At 64.3% G+C, this 17900-nt stretch carries 15 protein-coding genes; 9 read left to right on the plus strand and 6 right to left on the minus strand.

Translation table 11 applies throughout. The features are described from left to right. Positions 1-513: 513 nt before the first annotated feature. Positions 514-762 carry a hypothetical protein gene (locus RN346_RS14015; protein ID WP_311961475.1) on the minus strand — a complete coding sequence of 83 codons (249 nt, stop codon included), beginning with the start codon at positions 760-762 and terminating at the stop codon, positions 514-516. Between the two features lie 143 nt (positions 763-905). Here RN346_RS14015 and RN346_RS14020 point away from each other — a divergent pair, with 143 nt between their 5' ends. The 8 genes from RN346_RS14020 (at position 906) to RN346_RS14055 (ending at position 8670) form a co-directional block, all read left to right on the plus strand. Then, the gene (locus tag RN346_RS14020; protein ID WP_263586203.1) at positions 906-1856 is read left to right on the plus strand and encodes a VOC family protein; all 951 of its coding nucleotides are present in this window, start codon (positions 906-908) and stop codon (positions 1854-1856) included. Beyond that, positions 1853-2230 carry a Rieske 2Fe-2S domain-containing protein gene (locus tag RN346_RS14025; RefSeq protein ID WP_263586202.1) on the plus strand — a complete coding sequence of 126 codons (378 nt, stop codon included), beginning with the start codon at positions 1853-1855 and terminating at the stop codon, positions 2228-2230. The genes RN346_RS14020 and RN346_RS14025 overlap by 4 nt, the downstream gene beginning before the upstream one ends. Beyond that, on the plus strand, positions 2230-3363 hold the full coding sequence (locus RN346_RS14030) for an FAD-dependent oxidoreductase (protein WP_311961476.1): 1134 nt from the start codon (positions 2230-2232) through the stop codon (positions 3361-3363). The genes RN346_RS14025 and RN346_RS14030 overlap by 1 nt, the downstream gene beginning before the upstream one ends. A gap of 63 nt (positions 3364-3426) precedes the next feature. Then, complete coding sequence (locus tag RN346_RS14035) at positions 3427-4629, plus strand: MFS transporter (protein ID WP_311961477.1); 1203 nt, start codon at positions 3427-3429, stop codon at positions 4627-4629. A gap of 20 nt (positions 4630-4649) precedes the next feature. Then, a complete protein-coding gene (locus RN346_RS14040) occupies positions 4650-5597 on the plus strand; it encodes an MBL fold metallo-hydrolase (RefSeq protein ID WP_263586199.1) in 948 nt (315 codons plus the stop codon). 133 nt (positions 5598-5730) lie between these two features. Continuing rightward, entirely contained in the window at positions 5731-6912 is a 1182-nt protein-coding gene (locus tag RN346_RS14045) for an alpha/beta hydrolase (RefSeq protein ID WP_311961478.1), read from the plus strand. Between the two features lies 1 nt (position 6913). Beyond that, positions 6914-7885 carry a fumarylacetoacetate hydrolase family protein gene (locus tag RN346_RS14050; RefSeq protein ID WP_263586197.1) on the plus strand — a complete coding sequence of 324 codons (972 nt, stop codon included), beginning with the start codon at positions 6914-6916 and terminating at the stop codon, positions 7883-7885. Continuing rightward, complete coding sequence (locus RN346_RS14055; RefSeq protein WP_311961479.1) at positions 7882-8670, plus strand: cyclase family protein; 789 nt, start codon at positions 7882-7884, stop codon at positions 8668-8670. The genes RN346_RS14050 and RN346_RS14055 overlap by 4 nt, the downstream gene beginning before the upstream one ends. Positions 8671-8790: 120 nt before the next feature. On the opposite strand, the gene rluB is transcribed toward RN346_RS14055, so the two are convergent. The 4 genes from rluB to RN346_RS14075 all read right to left on the minus strand — a co-directional run bounded on the left by rluB (position 8791) and on the right by RN346_RS14075 (position 13336). After that, a complete protein-coding gene (gene rluB / locus RN346_RS14060) occupies positions 8791-9660 on the minus strand; it encodes a 23S rRNA pseudouridine(2605) synthase RluB (protein WP_263586195.1) in 870 nt (289 codons plus the stop codon). Continuing rightward, positions 9647-10489, minus strand: a complete 843-nt coding sequence (scpB, locus tag RN346_RS14065) for an SMC-Scp complex subunit ScpB (RefSeq protein ID WP_311958620.1) — start codon at positions 10487-10489, stop codon at positions 9647-9649. The genes rluB and scpB overlap by 14 nt, the downstream gene beginning before the upstream one ends. Next, positions 10486-11451 carry a segregation and condensation protein A gene (locus RN346_RS14070; RefSeq protein WP_409335769.1) on the minus strand — a complete coding sequence of 322 codons (966 nt, stop codon included), beginning with the start codon at positions 11449-11451 and terminating at the stop codon, positions 10486-10488. Before RN346_RS14070 ends, scpB begins: the two co-directional genes overlap by 4 nt. A 67-nt stretch (positions 11452-11518) precedes the next feature. After that, positions 11519-13336 carry a DEAD/DEAH box helicase gene (locus RN346_RS14075; protein WP_311961480.1) on the minus strand — a complete coding sequence of 606 codons (1818 nt, stop codon included), beginning with the start codon at positions 13334-13336 and terminating at the stop codon, positions 11519-11521. A 119-nt stretch (positions 13337-13455) separates the two neighbouring features. Between RN346_RS14075 and RN346_RS14080 the strand changes: the two genes are divergently transcribed. Next, positions 13456-13689, plus strand: a complete 234-nt coding sequence (locus RN346_RS14080) for a zf-TFIIB domain-containing protein (protein WP_311961481.1) — start codon at positions 13456-13458, stop codon at positions 13687-13689. Positions 13690-13832: 143 nt separating this feature from the next. Here RN346_RS14080 and purL read toward each other — a convergent pair whose 3' ends face one another. Further along, positions 13833-17765 (minus strand): phosphoribosylformylglycinamidine synthase, encoded by a 3933-nt coding sequence (gene purL / locus RN346_RS14085; protein WP_311961482.1) that lies wholly within the window; start codon positions 17763-17765, stop codon positions 13833-13835. Between the last annotated feature and the right edge of the window lie 135 nt (positions 17766-17900).

Below are 17900 nucleotides of genomic sequence, written 5' to 3' on the forward strand. Positions count from 1 at the left end.
CAATCCGGAACATCATTTTCCTCGGCCCCTCTTGTTAGGGGCTCATAGCGACATGGCTATATCGACAGACGCGACGACATCGAGTCCACCATTCGCGCGGCGCTCAAGGTATCGGATGACTGCGTTCACTCGATCAACGAACGGTGCCTTTTACGGTAAAAGGATTACTCCCGGGCAAATGGAAGTGCCGGTCCTCAAACCGTCTGTCGGCCCGAAATGGCCGAGAAACGCACCAAACGGCGCTCTTACACCGAGACCGGGGCTTTAATAAGCCGCACGAAACCTTCCCGAGTGCCAGGACCGCGATCGTCGATCGGTGGGCTTGTCGCAGCTTGAGACGGGGCAGTCAGCGTAGAACCAGGCGATGCTCAACCTGCCCAGCGCAGGAAGCCTTCGTGTCGCACGCTTTCCTCCACCTGCACGCGCTAACTCCCCCGACAGCTTTCCAATGCGCTTTAGGGCAGACCCTAAACGCCGGCACAGAGGAAAGAAAATTGATTCTGTCCCATATAGCTATTCACCCGGTAAATGCGCGGATACTCGTGTCATCCGAAAGGGCAGAACGCAATAGTGTATTAACCCCCGCAGCCAAGCCAGTACGGGATCGCTACTGGGGTGCGACTGCCAGCGGATGCTCTGCCCCGCCGGAAAGTCGAAGCGGGCAGGCTTGGTCGCCAGCCCACCCTGCGCAACCTCTGGCTCGGCGAGCCTGCGCTGAATCAGCGCCGCCAATAGGCTCATGTTGAGCTGGTTGAAACGCATTCAGTCTCCCTCCCCCAATTTACCGCATGAATGTCATCTATTTATCGAAGCAATTTTTTAATACCTCAGCCCAAGCCACATACTCGCCAAACATAATTCGCACCTGACCAGAAACAGGTGCCAGCGAACAAAGGAGGCTGACCATGCGTATCGTGGGACCCGATTATCTGGTGTTTGGGGTGGACGATCTTGAAGGATCGAAGACCTACCTTTCCGATTTCGGCCTGAAGCCGATTCAGCTCGACGCGACTGGCTGGCTCTTTGAGACGCTGGACGGTACCGGCGTCATCATTCGCACCAAGGACGACCCCAGGCTGCCCGCGCCGCTCGAGACGAAGAACATGCTGCGCCAGCAGGTCTATGGCGTTGAAGACAACGCGGCTCTCGACGAGATCGAGGCCGAGATGTCCAAGGACCGCCGCGTGACGCGGCTCGCGGACGGCGCGCTCGAGTTCAAGGATGACCTCGGCTTCGAGTTGCGCTTCCAGGTGACTATCCGCCGCGCGCTTTCGATGCCCGCAGAGAAGATCAACGCCCCTGGTGCCCCGGCGCAGCGCGCGGCGAACGAGCTTGGCGTCACCGACGACATGGCCGCCCTGCCACGTACGCTGAGCCACGTGGTGCTCTTCGTGCCCGACATCGACAAGCTGGTCCACTTCTTCTGCGACCGCCTCGGCTTTGTCATCACCGACGTGCTGACCGGCGCCGGCCCCTTCCTACGCCCGGCGTCCAACGACGATCACCACACGCTCTTTTTCATCCGCACGCCTGCCTACATGCAAGGCTGCGAGCATCTTGCCTTCCACATGGGCGGACCAACCGAGCTGATGGTGGCGGGCGACCGCTTCGTGCGAAAGGGCTACCAGACCTTCTGGGGGCCGGGCCGCCACAAGTTCGGCTCCAACTGGTTCTGGTACTTCAACAGTCCGCTCGGTGTGCATTTCGAATACGACGCCGACATGGACAAGCATGACGACAGCTGGGTCGCACGCGAGGCGCCGAATGGCCCCGAGGCGAGCCAGATGTTCCTGCTCCAATGGCGCGAGAAATGGGCGCCCGGCGGCGGGCCCGAAGGCGGTTCCGGCAAGCCATGAGCGACAGACAGCTAATCCTGTGCCACCGGGATGACGTGCCCGAGGGCGCGGCCCGCGGCTTTCTGCCCCTGCCCGACGCCCCTCGCAACGTCATCGTGGTGAAGCGCAACGGGCAGCTATATGGGTACATGGATTCCTGTCCGCACTACCGCGGCGGCACGCCCATGGCCTGGCGCAAGGACGCCTATCTCAATGGCGAGGGCACACATCTGGCCTGCCATGCCCATGGAGCACTTTTTAACATCGAGACGGGGGCCTGCGTGTCCGGTCCCTGCCTGGGACGAAAACTGACCCGCGTGCCTCTCAGCGAGGCTTTGGACGGGTTCATCAGCGTTCCGGCGCAGGTCGCCGGACGCTCAGAACAGGAGGGCTGATGATGGCAGCGGCAAAGAAGGTATTGGTGATCGGCGGCGGATTTTCCGGCATGTCCGCGGCAATTATGCTGGCACGCGGAGGCATCGAGACCGACCTCGTCGAGATCGACGCCGGTTGGCGCAGCTATGGCGCGGGGATCAGCCTGCACGGCGCGACCCTGCGGGTGTTCGCCGAACTCGGCATTCTTGAGGCCTTCAAGGCGACCGGGGCTGCGACCGACGGGCTGGTCGTACGCATGCCGCACAACGATCAGGTGATCGTCACGATCCCTACCCCGCCAATGCCCGGCACCGGCCTGCCCGGCAATGCCGCCATCATGCGCCCGGCGCTGGCCGCGATCCTCGCCGATGCCACCCGCGCGGCGGGTGTTTCGGTGAAGCTTGGCTGCAGTTTCGAAACGATCACGCAGGATGAGCTGGGTGTGGACGTCACTTTCACCGACGGCACCCGGGCGCGCTACGATGCGGTGATCGGCGCCGACGGGCTCTATTCCAAGACCCGCGCCACGCTGATGCCGGAGGCACCGCAGCCCGAATATGTCGGGCAGGCGGTCTGGCGCGCCGAGATGACCACGCCCGAAGGCATCGAGACCATCAACATGTGGCTTGGCAAGGGGCTCAAGGTTGGGATCAATCCGGTTTCCGCAGGCCGCTCGTACATGTTCGTCACCGAGGACCGCCCGACCAATGACTGGGTCGAGGAATCCGAGCTGTTGCCACAGATGATCGCCCTGCTCGATCAGTTCCCCTCGCCGACCCTCACCGCGGTGAAGGAAGGTCTGAGCGAAGAAAGCAAGCTGATCTACCGCCCGCTCGAAAAGATGCTGCTGCCGCAGCCCTGGCACGCCGGCCGGGTCATGCTGATTGGCGATGCCGTGCATGCCACCACGCCGCATCTCGGTGCCGGCGCCTGCATCGGGATGGAGGATGGGCTGGTGATCGCCGAGCAGCTGCTGCGCGCAGATACCGTGGCAGAGGCCTTCACCGCGCATGAATCGCGCCGTTGGGACCGCTGCAGCATGGTCGTCCACAACTCGGCGCGCCTGTCGGAAATCGAAATCACCGGCGGCGACCAGAAGGAACACAACAACATCATGAGCCGCTCGATGATGGCTCTTGGCGAGCCGGTCTGAACCTGCCGCGATAACATAACAATCAGGGGCACAAGGTCGGCCCACTAGAGGGGGGATGAACATATGACGGAAACACAACTACACGCCGGGTCTGTTCCGACGAAGGGAGAATTGGGCAAAACCGGGGCTATCGCGCTGATCGTCGGGCATTGTGCGGGTCTGATCGATCTGGTGGCGCTGCCGGTCTGGGTGGGTGCACTAATCGTGCGTTTCGGCTTCGGTCCGCGCGAGGCCGGGGCGCTGGTGACGCTGTTCCTGATCGGCGCGGTGATCGCAAGTGTTCTGACCGCCCGCAACTTCAACCGGCTGCCACGTAAGGCGCTGGCGGTGACAGGCTACGCGCTTTCGGCGCTGGCCTTTTTGCTGGCTGCTGGACAAACCGGTTTTGTTCCGCTGGCCGTACTGCATCTGCTGGGCGGGATCGCTACCGGCATGGCGCTTAGCCTCGTGCACGGCAGCATGGGCCGGGCGGCCAACCCGCACCGGCTGTTCGCCTTCGCGGGCGCAGGGCTAGGCCTCTTCGGGGTGATCTACATGGCCGCGGTGCCGCAACTGCTGGCGCTGCACGGCGGACAGATTCTGTTCTACACCTTCGGCGCGATCATGGCGTTGGCGGCACTGGCCATGTTGCTGGCATTTCCTAATGTGGCGGGGCATGCAAAGGGCGTAACGAGCCGTGCACCTTTCGCCGCAGGTGTGCTTGCCGTGGTGGCGGGTGTCAGCCTGATGACCTTCAACCAGGCGATGGTCTTTTCGTTCGTCGAGGTCATCGGCAATGCTCGCAACTTCGCCCCGCAAGCCATCGTCGGCACGCTGATCGCCCTCGGCATCGTGAACTTCGTCGGCCCGGCGCCGCTCGCCGCACTGTTGGAAAAGCGCCTCTCGGCACGCAGTGTCGTGCTGGCCGGGCCGGTCGTCCAGGCCACTTTTGCGCTGGTTCTGACCTTTGCCACGGTGCTGACCGTATGGGCGCCGGTCGCCGCGTTCTTTGTGGCGGTCCAAATCTTCACCCACACCTTCGCCTTCGGCCTGCTGGCGCGCATGGACCCAACGGGCCGCGCCGTGGCCGCGACCCCGGCGATGCTGATGACCGGCTCGGCGCTCGGTCCCATCATCGGTGGCATCCTGATGGAAAGCTTTGGCATCGGCGCGCTCGGCATGACCGCGGTGATCGTCGCCGCACTCTCTGTTACCTGCTTTGCCCGCGGCACCCGCGCGCAGGGCCTACCGAAAACAACAAAATCCGCCGCTTTGGCGGGTTCGTGACCAAGAAGGGGAACCCGGACATGATCAAGCGTACTGCAACCGCGCTGGCTCTTACCGCGTTGACAGCGTTGCCCGCGGCAGCCGAAACCACCTTTACCGTGCTCGGCAGCGGCGGAGGTCCGATCGTCAGCGCCGAGCGTTCGCAGCCCGCCAACCTGCTGCAGGTCAATGGCCGCAACATCGTGGTCGACGCCGGCGACGGCCTGTCGATCCGTCTTGCAGCGAAACGTGTGCGCATGGGCGATATCGACGACGTTCTGCTCAGCCACCTTCATTTCGACCATGCCGGCGGGCTGCTGGCAGTGCTTGGCCTGCGCTTCCAGACCAACCCGGCCAAGCCCGTGATGATCTACGGACCGCCGGGCACCGCCGCGCTGATCAACGGCATTGTCGAAGGCATGGGACCGGCGATGGAAGCCGCCTACGGCATGGAGGATGCCGAGATCATGACCCCCGAGCAACTGGTGCAGGTGCGCGAGATCCGCGACGGCGACACCCTGGAGCTTGGTGACGTGACGGTGACCGTGGCGAAGAACGCGCATTACAGCTTCCCCGACGGGTCCGACCTCGAAGACAAATACGAGTCGCTCTCCTTCCGCTTCGACACGCCGGATCGGTCGATCGTCTATACCGGCGACACCGGCTGGTCCGAGGAGGTGATCGCTCTGGCCAAGGATGCGGATCTGCTGGTCTCCGAATTGATCGATCTGCCCGCGGTGATGGAGAACGTGCGTCGCAGCGCGCCCGAACACCTGCTCGAAGAGATCGAATGGCACCTTGCCGAACACCATGTCAGCCCCGAGCAGGTCGGCCGCATGGCCGCGGAGGCGGGGGTGTCCAGCGTCGTCGCCACGCACCTCGTGGCCGGCGCTCATATCACGCAAGAGCAGACCGAAGGTTGGATTGAACAGATCCGCGCCGGTTTCGACGGTGAAATTGCCATCGCCGAAGACCTGCAGGACTTCTGACCTCCTGCCCGGTCATTCACGCCGTGAATGGCTGGGATCATGCTTTTCCATTTTCCGAATATTGGGGTCGTGTCTACTTTTCGGCCCGAAGGGCAAAGCGCCCGCTTACTGCGACACATCAAGGAGCTTATACATGGCCATGTTCGACTATTTTCCAAACTATGTCTGGAACCTTACGGTTTCCATCGCGCTCGCCTCGGGCGCGGAGATCGGTGAAATCATGGACATGTGCCAGCCGCTGCTCGAGAAGGCGAAGGATGGCGCGGACGCGGGAACCCAGGATTTCATGGTCGAATGGGTGCGGGTCGCCGACAAGCTGAGCGCCATCGCCGATGAAGAGGAAGCCGAGGGCAAGCTCTTCTCGGCCGGGGACAAGCGCAAGCGCGCGGCGCTTTACTACATCCTTGCAGAACGCATGCAGGGCCAGGGCGACCCTGAGCGTATGGTGACCTACAAGAAGGGGCTTGAGAACTTCCTGAAAGGCACCCGGCAGTCTGGCGAGAATGTGCAGCGCTTTGAAGTTCCCTATGGCGATAAGGTCATCCCGGTGCTCTACACGCCGGCGCAAGGCGTCTCTGGCCCGGCACCGGCGGTGGTTTATCTTAATGGACTCGATAGCTGCAAGGAGCTGCTCTACTGGTCGTTCCTTCCGCACGAGCTGGCCAAGCGCGGCATTGCAACGCTCTGCGTCGACCAGCCCGGCACCGGCGAGAGCCTGCGCCTACAGGATCTGCCCGCGCATTACGACAGCGAAAAATGGGGCACGCCGATCTACGAATGGCTGGCCGCGCGCGCTGACGTGGACGCGGACCGTATCGGCATCACCGGCATCTCGCTTGGCGGCTACTATGCGCCGCGAGTCTGCGCCAACGAACCGCGCTACGCCTCTGGCGCGGTCTGGGGCGCGAACCACAACTGGGCCGAAGTGCAGCAGAAGCGCCTCAAGCGCGAAGGCGAGAACCCGGTGCCGCACTACTGGAACCACGTGATGTGGGTATTCGGCACCGACGACATGGACACTTTCCTCACCAAGGCGTCTGGCTTCTGCCTCGATGGGCAGATGGAGAAGATCAAGGTGCCCTTCCTCGTCACCCACGGTGCTAACGACCGGCAGATCGCGCTCGATTACGCACACCAGAGCTACGATCAACTGGTCAATTCGCCCCGTCGCGAGCTGAAGATCTTCACCGACCGCGAGGGCGGGGTCGAGCATGTTGGCGCGGACAACATGACCTACGGCCGCAACTTCATCGCAGACTGGTTCGCCCAGACCCTCGGCGGGAGGCTTTCGGCAACCACGGGCATGGAGAGTTGACATGCGTTTCGCCACCCTGCCCGATGGCAGCCCCGACGGAAGACTGCACCTCGTCTCCCGTGACAACGCCCGCTGCATCCCCGCCGAGGGGGTGCAAACGCTGCTTTCCCTCATGGAGAACTGGGACGCCCATTCGCCTGCGCTTGAGGCGCAATACGCGGCGCTGAACGAGGGAGGTGGCGCGCCTTTCGATCCCACCGCCGCTCGTGCGCCCCTGCCCCGCGCGTGGCAATGGCTCGACGGCTCGGCTTACGACAGCCACGGCGATCTGATGCAGAAGGTTTTCGGCCTCGATCCCAACCCCAAGGGTCGGCCATTGATGTATCAGGGAATGTCCGACCGCTTTTATGGGGGCACCGACGACATCCCGCTGCCTTCCGAAGAGGACGGCATCGACTTCGAAGGCGAATTTGGGGTGATCTGCGATGCCGTCCCGATGGGCAGCACACCTGCCGAGGCCGCCGCACGCATCCGGCTGGTGGTGCAGATCAACGACTGGTCGCTGCGCCGCTTGGCGCCCATCGAGATGAAAACCGGCTTTGGCTGGGTTCAGGCCAAGCCAGCTTGCGCCGTTGCGCCGGTCGCTCTCACGCCTGACGAGCTGGGCGAGGCCTGGCGCGACGCGCGGGTCGACCTGCCTCTGACGGTCACGCTCAATGGCGCCTCCTTCGGCCATGCCGAGGGTTACCCAATGAGCTACGGTTTTGACGAACTGCTCGCCCATGCCGCGCATTCGCGCGATCTGGTGGCCGGAACGGTGCTCGGCTCGGGCACCGTTTCCAACGACAACTACCGCGAGGTCGGCTCGTCTTGCCTGGCCGAACGCCGGGCGATCGAACTGCTGGATGAGGGTGCGCCGAGCACGCCCTTCATGGGGTTCGGTGATCGCGTTGCCATGGAGTGCCGCAGCCGCGACCAGACGCCGCTTTTCGGGGCTATCGACCAGAAGGTCATCAAGGGAGGACGGACATGAGCCGCAGAATCATCGACCTTTCGGTCACGCTTACCGACGAGGTGCCCGCGGACCCGCCGGGCATGGGCCCAGCAATCGAGTACATGGATCACGAGGGCGGTGCGCGCGAATACGCGCAGATGTTCGGCATCCCCGTCGAGCACCAGCGGGATGGCGCGGGAGCGGCGGTCGAACGGCTGAAACTGTCCACCCATAACGGCACCCATCTCGACGCGCCCTGGCACTATCACCCCACCATGAACAAGGGCGAACGCGCCATCACTATCGACGAGGTGCCGCTGGAATGGTGCATGGGGCCGGGCGTGAAACTCGACTTTCGTCACCTGCCTAACGGCCACGTAGTGAGCGCCGCCGAGATGGAGGCCGAGTTCGCCCGCATCGGCCACGCGCTACAGCCCGGCGACATCGTGCTGGTCAACACAAGCGCCGGTGCGCTTTACGGCCAGCCCGGCTATGTCGCCGCCGGCTGCGGCATCGGCCGCGAGGCGACACTTTGGCTGACCGAGCGCGGCATGAAAGTCTGTGGGACCGATGCCTGGAGCTGGGACGCACCGCTCAAGGCAGTGGCCGAGAAGGCCAGGGCGACCGACCAGTGGGAGCTTTTCTGGGAAGGCCACAAGGCCGGGGCCGATACCGTCTATTGTCACATGGAGAAGCTTGCCAATCTCGACCTGCTGCCGGATACCGGCTTCGAGGTGATCTGCTTCCCGGTCAAGGTCGCTCGCGGCTCGGCCGGCTGGTGCCGCCCGGTGGCCCTCTTCGCGAACCAGGCTCAGGACTCATAGCCAATAGAGGATGATCGCCACACACTGGAAAAAGACCATCATCGACTCCTTTCGATAAAAAAGCCCGGCCCTCTTCGCAGCGAGTAGTAAACGCGAAGAGGGCCGGGCTGTTCGAGAATCTTAGCGGCGCTTGGGCTTGCGCATCGCCTGTACCGGGCGGCGCTTGTGCTTGTCGCGGCTCCAGCGGTTCTTCTCGTCCGGGGTGAGCTCGGGCACCTTGCGTGCTTCGAGCTGGGCAAGGGTGGCCAAATCGTCGATCTCGTCCTGGCTGAGCTCGATCCACTCGCCGGCCTTGGCCCGCTTGTCGAGGAAGATGTTGCCGTAACGCACGCGCTTCAGGCGGCTCACGGTCAGGTTTTGCGACTCCCAGAGCCTTCTCACCTCGCGGTTGCGGCCCTCCATGATCACCACGTGAAACCACGTGTTGATCCCTTCACCGCCGAACTCCTGCACGTCGGTAAAGCGCGCCGGGCCGTCCTCGAGCATGACGCCGTCGACCATCGCCTTGATGTGCTCCTGCTTCACCTCACCCATGACGCGCACGGCGTACTCGCGCTCGACCTGGGTAGAGGGGTGCATCAGGCGGTTGGCGAGCTCACCGTCGGTGGTGAACAGCAGAAGGCCGCTGGTATTGATATCCAGGCGCCCGATCGCGATCCAGCGTTCGCCTTTCAGGCGCGGCAGGCGCTCGAACACCGTGCGTCGGCCTTCCGGGTCCTTGCGCGTGCAGAGCTCGCCTTCGGGCTTGTTGTACATTAGCACGCGCCTGGGCACCTCGGCCTCCGGGCGCAGCGACACCGGGCGGTCGTCGAAGCTGACCTTGTCGCGCTCCTCGACCCGGTCGCCGAGCTTGGCGACCTGACCGTTGACCTTGACGCGGCCATCGCTGATCACGGTTTCCATCTCGCGGCGCGAGCCGAAGCCGGCGCGGGCCAGCACTTTCTGCAGCTTTTCGCTACCGGGGGGTGGGGTTTGCTTATTCTGGCTCATGGTCGTCGGACCTCTTGTCTGTCGACGCGGGCGGGTCACGTTTTTCCGCCGCGCGCGCCGCGAGCCGCGCCTCAAGATCGGCAAAGCTCAGCGGCAGGGTTAACGCCGTCTCGGCGTGGGGGTGGGCGTCGTCTTCTAGAGAAGCGTCGCCCGTATCGGGGGGCGCATCCTGCCCGGTTTCGGCGCGTTCGTCCAGTGTCTCGACCGCTTCGGCCGATGAAGATTCCACGTCGTCGTGCGCCGCAGGCGCCTGGTCATCGATATCGAGCTCTTCCTGGCTGGTCAGTTCGTGCATCGGCGGCAGCGCGTCCAGCGTTTTCAGGCCGAAATCGTCGAGAAAACTTCTCGTCGTGGCGTACACCGCCGGGCGGCCCGGCACGTCGCGATGACCGACAACGCGAATCCAGCCGCGCTCCATCAGCGTGCGCATGATCGAGCTCGATACGCTCACCCCGCGCACCTCCTCGATGTCGCCGCGCGAGACCGGCTGGCGGTAGGCGATCAGCGCCAGCGTCTCCAGAAGCGCCCGGGAGTAGCGTTGGGGCCGCTCGTCCCAAAGCCTGGAGACCCACTGAGAAAGGCGCGGGCGAATACGCAGTTGAAAGCCCGAGGCGGTTTCGACCAGCTCCAGCGCCCCGGCCTCGTGGCGCTCGGAAAGACGCCCGAGCGCCTCGCGAAGCGTTTTGGGCCCGGGGCTTTCGCCGTCGAGAAACAGGGTCTCCAGCCGCTCCAGGCTCAGCGGCTCGCCGGCGGCCAGTAGCGCCGCCTCGAGAATCTCGTCCAGCGTCGTGCTTTTACCAAAGGTGCTGTTCGTCAGGGTCGTACTCACGGCTCATTCTCACCGGTATCCAAAGGGTCGTCGTCGGCACCGAAGGTGGCCTCGGCATCCTCGAAGGCGTCGCTTTCGTCCTCCTCGAGCTCGAAGGCGCTTTCGTCATCGGCCAGCGCCGCTGGCCGGGCGCGCACGTGAATCGGCGAGAGCGGGGCGTTCTGCACGATCTCGATCATCGCCTCCTTGGCAAGCTCGAGGATCGCCATGAAGGTGACCACTACGCCGCCGCGCCCCTCCTCCAGGGTAAAAAGCGCTTCAAACGGCGTGTAGCGCCCCTGGGCGTCGTCGCTTGCGAGCACCTCCATGATCTTGAGCATCCGCTCGCGGGTCGAGAGCACCTCGCGGCTCACCTGGTGGCTTTGGGTCAGCTCGGCACGCTTGAGAATCCCCGAGAGCGCGCCGAGCAGCTCATCGAGCTCGACGTCCGGGTGGATCACCCGGGTTTCGATCGGCGGCAGGCCCGCCTGAGCACTGAACCAGTCGCGCCCCACCCGCGGCAGCGTATCCAGCGTCTCGGCGGCCTCCTTCAAGCGCTCGTACTCCTGCAGCCGGCGAATCAGCTCGGCACGCGGGTCCTCTTCCTCCTCGCCCTCCTCCTTCGGCGGGCGCGGCAACAGCGTGCGCGACTTGATCTCGGCGAGCATCGCGGCCATCAAGAGATACTCGCCGGCAAGCTCGATCTGCATCGCCTTCATCAGCTCCACGTACTCGATGTACTGATGGGTGATGGCGGCAACGTTGACCGTGAGAATGTCCAGGTTCTGGCGACGAATCAGGTACAAGAGCAGATCCAGCGGCCCCTCGAAGGCCTCTAAAAACACCCGCAGCGCCTCCGGCGGAATGTAGAGATCCTCGGGCAATTGGGTGATCGGCTCGTCGAACAGCCGCCCAAGCGCCTCTACCACCGGCTCGTCGAGGGCGGATTCGATCTCGTTGTCGGGCTCCAGCGTTTCGCTCACGCGGGTGGTGTTCCTTGTTGGCACAAAGGCGGTGGTTCAATCAGGCGCCAGTGTAACAGCGCACGCCTTAGGTGACATCGCCGCCGGCATCGAAGGCCTTGCGGTAGCGCCCCTGGTAGTCGAAGAGCTTCTCGCGCAGCTGCCAGTGGCGTCCCACCTTGCGCCCTACCACGAAATCCGGACGGCGCAGCCGATGACGCTCGGCGACCACCTCCTCGGCAGACGTGGGCTTCCACTCGACGCCCGGGGCGCGAGCGTGGTCATGCAGAAAAGCGTGGTAAAAGGCGTGGCGCTGGGCGGCGGTTTCCAGCGCGAACCACTCGCTCAAGCTCGTCCCGTCCTCGTCGAAATAGGTGATCTTGAGCCGGGGAAGCCCTCGGCCGTTGATAGTGGCCTCGAGCGTCATGCCGCTGACCCGCAGTACCTTCGCGTCTTTCAGCTTCAGCGCGTCCTTGAGCTTGTCGTCGGCGTCGACCAGCAGCGTCTGGCAACCGTGGCAGCGCCTTGCGGCGATGTCGTTCTCGGCGCCGCACTGATCGCACACCTTGAAGCGAAAGCGAAAATCACACTGCACGCGCTTGCCGGCCTCATTTTCGACCAGGCCCTGGCAGCGCCGCCCAAAGTGCTCGATGACAAACTCGCCGTCGCGCTTGCCCCAGAACAGGTTGGCGTGTTCACAGGCCGGGCACACCACCTGCACCGGCTCGGCGTCGCTGTCCGGGCGCGGCTCGCCCACCTCCGGGGCGTAAAGATTCCAGGGATTGCCGGCGTAGTCGAGCACCAGGCAGTCGGTTTTGCCCGGCGATAGCCTGAGCCCACGGCCAACGATCTGCTGGTAGAGACTCACCGACTCGGTGGGGCGCAGAATCGCGATCACGTCGACGTGGGGCGCGTCGAAGCCGGTGGTCAGCACCGAGACGTTGACCAGATACTTGAGCGCGCGCGCCTTGAACGCATCGATCAGCCGCTCGCGCTCGAGTGCCTTCGTTTCACCGGTGATCAGCGCCGCCTCACCCTCGGGCAGATACCCCATGATCTCTTCGGCGTGGGCCACGGTGGCGGCGAAGATCATCACGCCCTGGCGCTCGCGGGCGCGCTCGATGATCTGCTCGACGATGCCGGGCGTGGCGCGGCTTTTGGCCACCACCTCGTTGAGCGCGCGCTCGGCGAACTGGCCGCCCTGGGCCGGCACCAGACGCGAGAAGTCATAGCCAGCAACCGCCATATCGAGGCGCTCGGGCGGGGTGAGATACCCCTTCTTGACCATCAGGCGCAGCGGCTGCTCGAACACGCAGTCGGTGAAAAAGCTCTCGGCGTCGCCGCGCACCATGCCGTGGTAGTGGCGGTGGTAGATAAAGCCCTGCCCCAGCCGATAGGGCGTAGCGGTCAGCCCGAGAATCTTGAGCGACGGGTTTTGGCGCCGGAGATGCGCGATCACCTGGCGGTAGCTCGAGGTCTTTTCCAGCGACACCCGGTGGCACTCGTCGATCACCAGCAGGGTGAAGTTGTCATCCTCGAAGGCATCGAGGTTTCTCACCACCGACTGCACGGAGCCGAACACCACCTGGCGGCTCGCCTCCTTGCGCTTGAGCCCGGCACTGAAGATATCCGCCTGGAGCCCGTAGGCCTGGTACTTGGCGTGGTTCTGCTCGACCAGCTCGCGCACATGGGCCAGCACCAGCACCCGCCCCCGCGCCAGGCGCGCAAGCTCGGCGATCACCAGCGACTTGCCGCTGCCGGTGGGCAGCACCACCACGCCCGGGTCGCTGCCGGCGCGAAAATGCTCGATGACCCGCGTCACCGCCTGACGCTGATAGTCACGTAGCTGCGGGAGTGAGGCGGTACCGCCGTCTACCGGGGAATCGCCTGCCGGATCGTTATCCATCAACTAGTTAGCCTGCTACTGAACTTTTTGGAAAAACGCGAATCACACGATCAGGGAGAGATGGTTTAACATTTTTTAAGTATCCGGGAACACAGGACGTTTCGTTTAAGGAGTGCGATATGCCCACCAATCACTTTAGCGCCGATTGCCCCAGCTGCGGTAGCCGCTTGAAGCGTTTGCCCGCCACCCGCCGCGACTCGGTCCACGTTTACTGTATGGACTGCGGCCATGACTTTGGCCGCTACGAAGCGCTGGTCGAGCGCTACCAGAAAACCCTGAGCGAGCTGGAGAGCGACCTCGAAGTGCCCACGGCCTCCGGGCAGAAGCCAGCCGAACTTCGCGCCCAGGAGTAGCCCGTGTGACACGCAAAGGTCGTTCTGTAGCGTTCTTGCACGCGTGCCCCAAGCGAAAGCGGTGACAGGAAAGACTCCCTGCCACCGCTTTTTTTCACCCGCCTTTGGGGCCGCCTAGCGCGGCCCCGGGCGCACTCCGGACATCAGCCCAGCCAGACGCGGGCGTTTCTGAACAGGCGCAGCCAAGCGCCGTCCTCACGCCACTCGGCGGGCCGCCAGGAGTTGGTCACCGCGCGGGTGACGCGCTCCGGGTGAGGCATCATGATGGTGACGCGGCCATCCGGCGTGGTCAGCCCGGTGATGCCCGAAGGCGAGCCGTTGGGGTTGGCCGGGTAGCGCGTGGTGACCTGGCCGTAGTTGTCGATGTAGCGAAGCGCGATCTGGCTGGATGACTGCATCTGGCGCAGATGGGCGCTGTCGCGAAACGCCGCGCGGCCTTCGCCGTGGGCAACCGCAATGGGCAGCGTCGAGCCCTCCATGCCGGAGAGCAGAATCGACGGGCTCTTCTCGACCCGCACCATGGCCACACGCGCCTCGAACTGCTCGGACTCGTTACGCAGGAATTCCGGCCAGTTTTCGGCACCGGGAATCAACGGTTTCAGCTGCGAAAGCATCTGGCAGCCGTTGCACACGCCCAGACTGAACGTATCATCGCGGGTGAAGAACGCCTGGAACTGCTCGCGGGCGCGCCCGTTGAACAGCACCGACTTCGCCCAGCCGCCGCCGGCACCCAGCACGTCGCCGTAGGAGAAGCCGCCGCAGGCGACCAGCCCCTTGAACTCATCGAGCGACACCCGCCCTTCGAGAATGTCGCTCATGTGCACGTCGACGGCCTCGAAGTTGGCCTTGTCGAACGCCCAGGCCATTTCGACCTGGCCGTTGACGCCCTGCTCGCGCAGCACCGCCACCGCGGGCTTGGCGGTATTGACATAAGGGGCGCTCACGTCCTCGTCGACCTCGAAGCTCGGCGCCGCGGAAAGGCCCGGGTCGCGCAGGTCCATCAGGTTGTCGAACTCGTTCTTCGCACACTCCGGATTATCGCGTAGCGCCTGCATCCGGTAGCTGGTCTCCGACCAGGTGCGCTGGGTCAGCTGGCGCGTGGTTTCCAGTAGCGGCTCTTCGAACAGCGTCACACGCACCTGGTCGTCGTAGCGCGGGCGCGCGATCACGCCACACGTTTCGAGACCGGCCACGGCGAACTGGGTCAGCACCTCTTCGGTGTGCGCTCGGTTGACCTGGATCACCGCCCCCAGCTCCTCCGAGAACAGCGCGCTGAACGCCTCGACCGGCTCGTCGATTAGCCAGTCGAGCTTGATCTCCAGGCCCGCGTGGGCGGCAAAAGCCATTTCGAGCAGCGTAACCAGCACCCCGCCGTCGCTGCGGTCGTGGTAGGCCAGCAGTTTGCCGTCACGGTTGAGCCCCTGAATCACCTCGAAGAACGCCTTGATGTCCTCCGGGTCGTCGACGTCCGGGCACTCGTCGCCGAGCTGGCCGTACACCTGGCCCAGCGCCGAGCCGCCCAGGCGATTCTTGCCGCCGCCCAGATCGATCAGGATCAGATCCGACTCCTCCTGCTCCATGTTGATCTGCGGCGTGAGGGTGGCGAGCGCATCGGTCACCGGGGCAAAGCCGGTCGCGATCAGCGACAGCGGCGAGGTGATGCTCTTCTCTTCTGCCTCGCCTTTGGCGTTTTCGCCCTGCCAGGCGGTGTGCATCGACATCGAGTCCTTGCCCACCGGCACGGCGATACCGAGCGCCGGGCAGAGCTCCATGCCGACGGCGTAGACCGCGTCATACAGCGCCTGGTTTTCGCCTGGGCGATCCGCCGCGCTCATCCAGTTGGCGGAGAGCTTGATGTCGGAGAGCTTGGCGATCGGCGCAGCGGCCAGGTTGGTGATCGTCTCGGCCACGGCCAAACGGGCGCTGGCCGCCGGGTCGATCAGCGCCACCGGCGGACGCTCGCCCATCGCCATCGCTTCACCGGCGTGGGTATCGAAACTGGCCGTAGTGACGGCGACGTCCGCCACCGGCACCTGCCAGGGGCCGACCATCTGATCGCGGGCGACCTGGCCTGTGATCGAGCGATCGCCGATGGTGATCAAGAAGCTTTTCGACGCCACCGCCGGCAGGCGCAGCACGCGATCCAGCGCCTCGCGCAGATCCAGGTTGTCGAGCATTACCCCGGAAAGTTCCGGGTGCTCGCGGGTGAACGCGCGCTCCATCTTCGGCGCCTTGCCGAACAGTACGCTCATCGGCAGATTGACGGGCTTGCTCTCGAAGTGGCCGTCGCGCACTTCCAGATGGTGCTCCTCGAGCGCCTCGCCGACCACCGCGTAAGGGCAGCGCTCGCGCTTGCAGAAGGCGTCAAAGGTGTCGAGGTCTTCCGGGGCGACGGCCAGCACGTAGCGCTCTTGGGCTTCGTTGCACCAGATCTCGAGCGGGCTCATGCCGGGCTCGGCGTTGGGCACCGCGCGCAGGTCGAAAAGCCCGCCGCGGTTGCCGTCCTTGACCAGCTCCGGCAGCGCATTGGAGAGCCCGCCGGCGCCCACGTCGTGGATGAAGCGAATCGGGTTCTTGTCGCCCATCGCCCAGCAGCGGTCGATCACTTCCTGAGCGCGGCGCTCCATTTCCGGGTTTTCGCGCTGCACCGAGGCAAAATCGAGATCCGCGCTCGAGGTGCCGGAGGTCACGCTCGATGCCGCGCCGCCGCCAAGCCCGATCAACATCGCAGGCCCGCCCATCACAATCAGCTTGCCGCCGACGGGGATATCACCCTTCTGCACGTGCTGGGCGCGGATGTTGCCGTAACCGCCGGCGATCATGATCGGCTTATGAAAGCCCCGGCGCTTGATGTCATCACCGCTAAGCACATCCTGCTCGTAGGTGCGGAAATAGCCGGTCAGGTTCGGGCGGCCGAACTCGTTGTTGAACGCCGCCCCACCGATGGGGCCGTCGAGCATGATTTGAAGCGCCGACTGCATGCGCTCGGGCTTGCCGTAATCGAACGCCTCCCAGGGCTGGACGAACTCGGGAATACGCAGGTTCGACACGGTGAAGCCGGCAAGGCCCGCCTTGGGCTTGCCGCCGATGCCGGTGGCGCCTTCGTCGCGAATTTCGCCGCCGGAGCCGGTAGCCGCCCCGGGAAACGGCGCGATCGCCGTCGGGTGGTTATGGGTCTCCACCTTCATCAGAATGTGGATCGGCTCCTGATGGGCGCCGTACAGCGCGCGCTCGCCGGCGGCGCCGGTCAGAGGCGTCGGGAAAAAGCGCCCGGCCTGGCTGCCCTTGATCACCGCGGCGTTGTCGCTGTAGGCCGAGAGCACGTTGTCCGGGGAGCTTGCGAAGGTGTTCTTGATCATCTTGAACAGCGACTGGGGCGTGGGCTTGCCATCGACCACCCAGTCGGCGTTGAAGATCTTGTGGCGGCAGTGCTCGGAGTTCGCCTGGGCGAACATCATCAGCTCGACGTCGCTCGGGTTGCGGCCCAGCTCACCGAAGGCGTCGACCAGGTAGTCGATCTCGTCGTCGGTCAGCGCCAGCCCGAGCTCGTCGTTGGCCACCGCCAGCGCCTCGCGCCCGCCCTGCTGGATATCGACCGACCCCAGCGGCGCGGGCTCGAGACGGGTAAAAAGCTTTTCCGCCTCGGCGTCGTCCCACAGCACGGTTTCGGTCATCCGGTCGTGAAGCTCGGCGGCGATGATTTCCCGCTGCTGCTCGTCGAGCCGCTCGCCTCCGACCTGGTACTCGATGCCGCGCTCGATGCGGCGCACGTCGCCAAGCCCGCAGTTATGGGCGATATCGGTCGCCTTGGTCGACCACGGCGACTGGGTGCCCAAACGCGGCACCACCCACAGGCGGGTCGGGTTATCGATCGCTTCCTGAGCGGTGAAACTGCCGTACTCCAGAAGCTCGGTCAGCCGACTGCGGGCGGTATCGTCGAGTGCTACCGCACAGTCGATGAAATGAACGTAGTGGGCGTCCAGCGCCGTCACTTCGGGAACGCGTTCACGCAGCGCTTTTAAAAGCCGGTCATGACGGAAGGCAGAAAGGGCGGGCGCGCCTCGCAGTTCGAGCATATCTGGGGGCCTCTAAAGCTAAGAGAGTTCGAGCGGGAAATCACCAAGCCGCAGTGCGACAGGCGCACATGATACTGGAAAGCGGCTTTGATACGAAATCGACAAGGTGACAGCGTCTATCGGGCTGGGTATGGT

This window comes from Halomonas sp. PAMB 3232 (assembly GCF_031954225.1).
GTDB lineage: Bacteria > Pseudomonadota > Gammaproteobacteria > Pseudomonadales > Halomonadaceae > Vreelandella.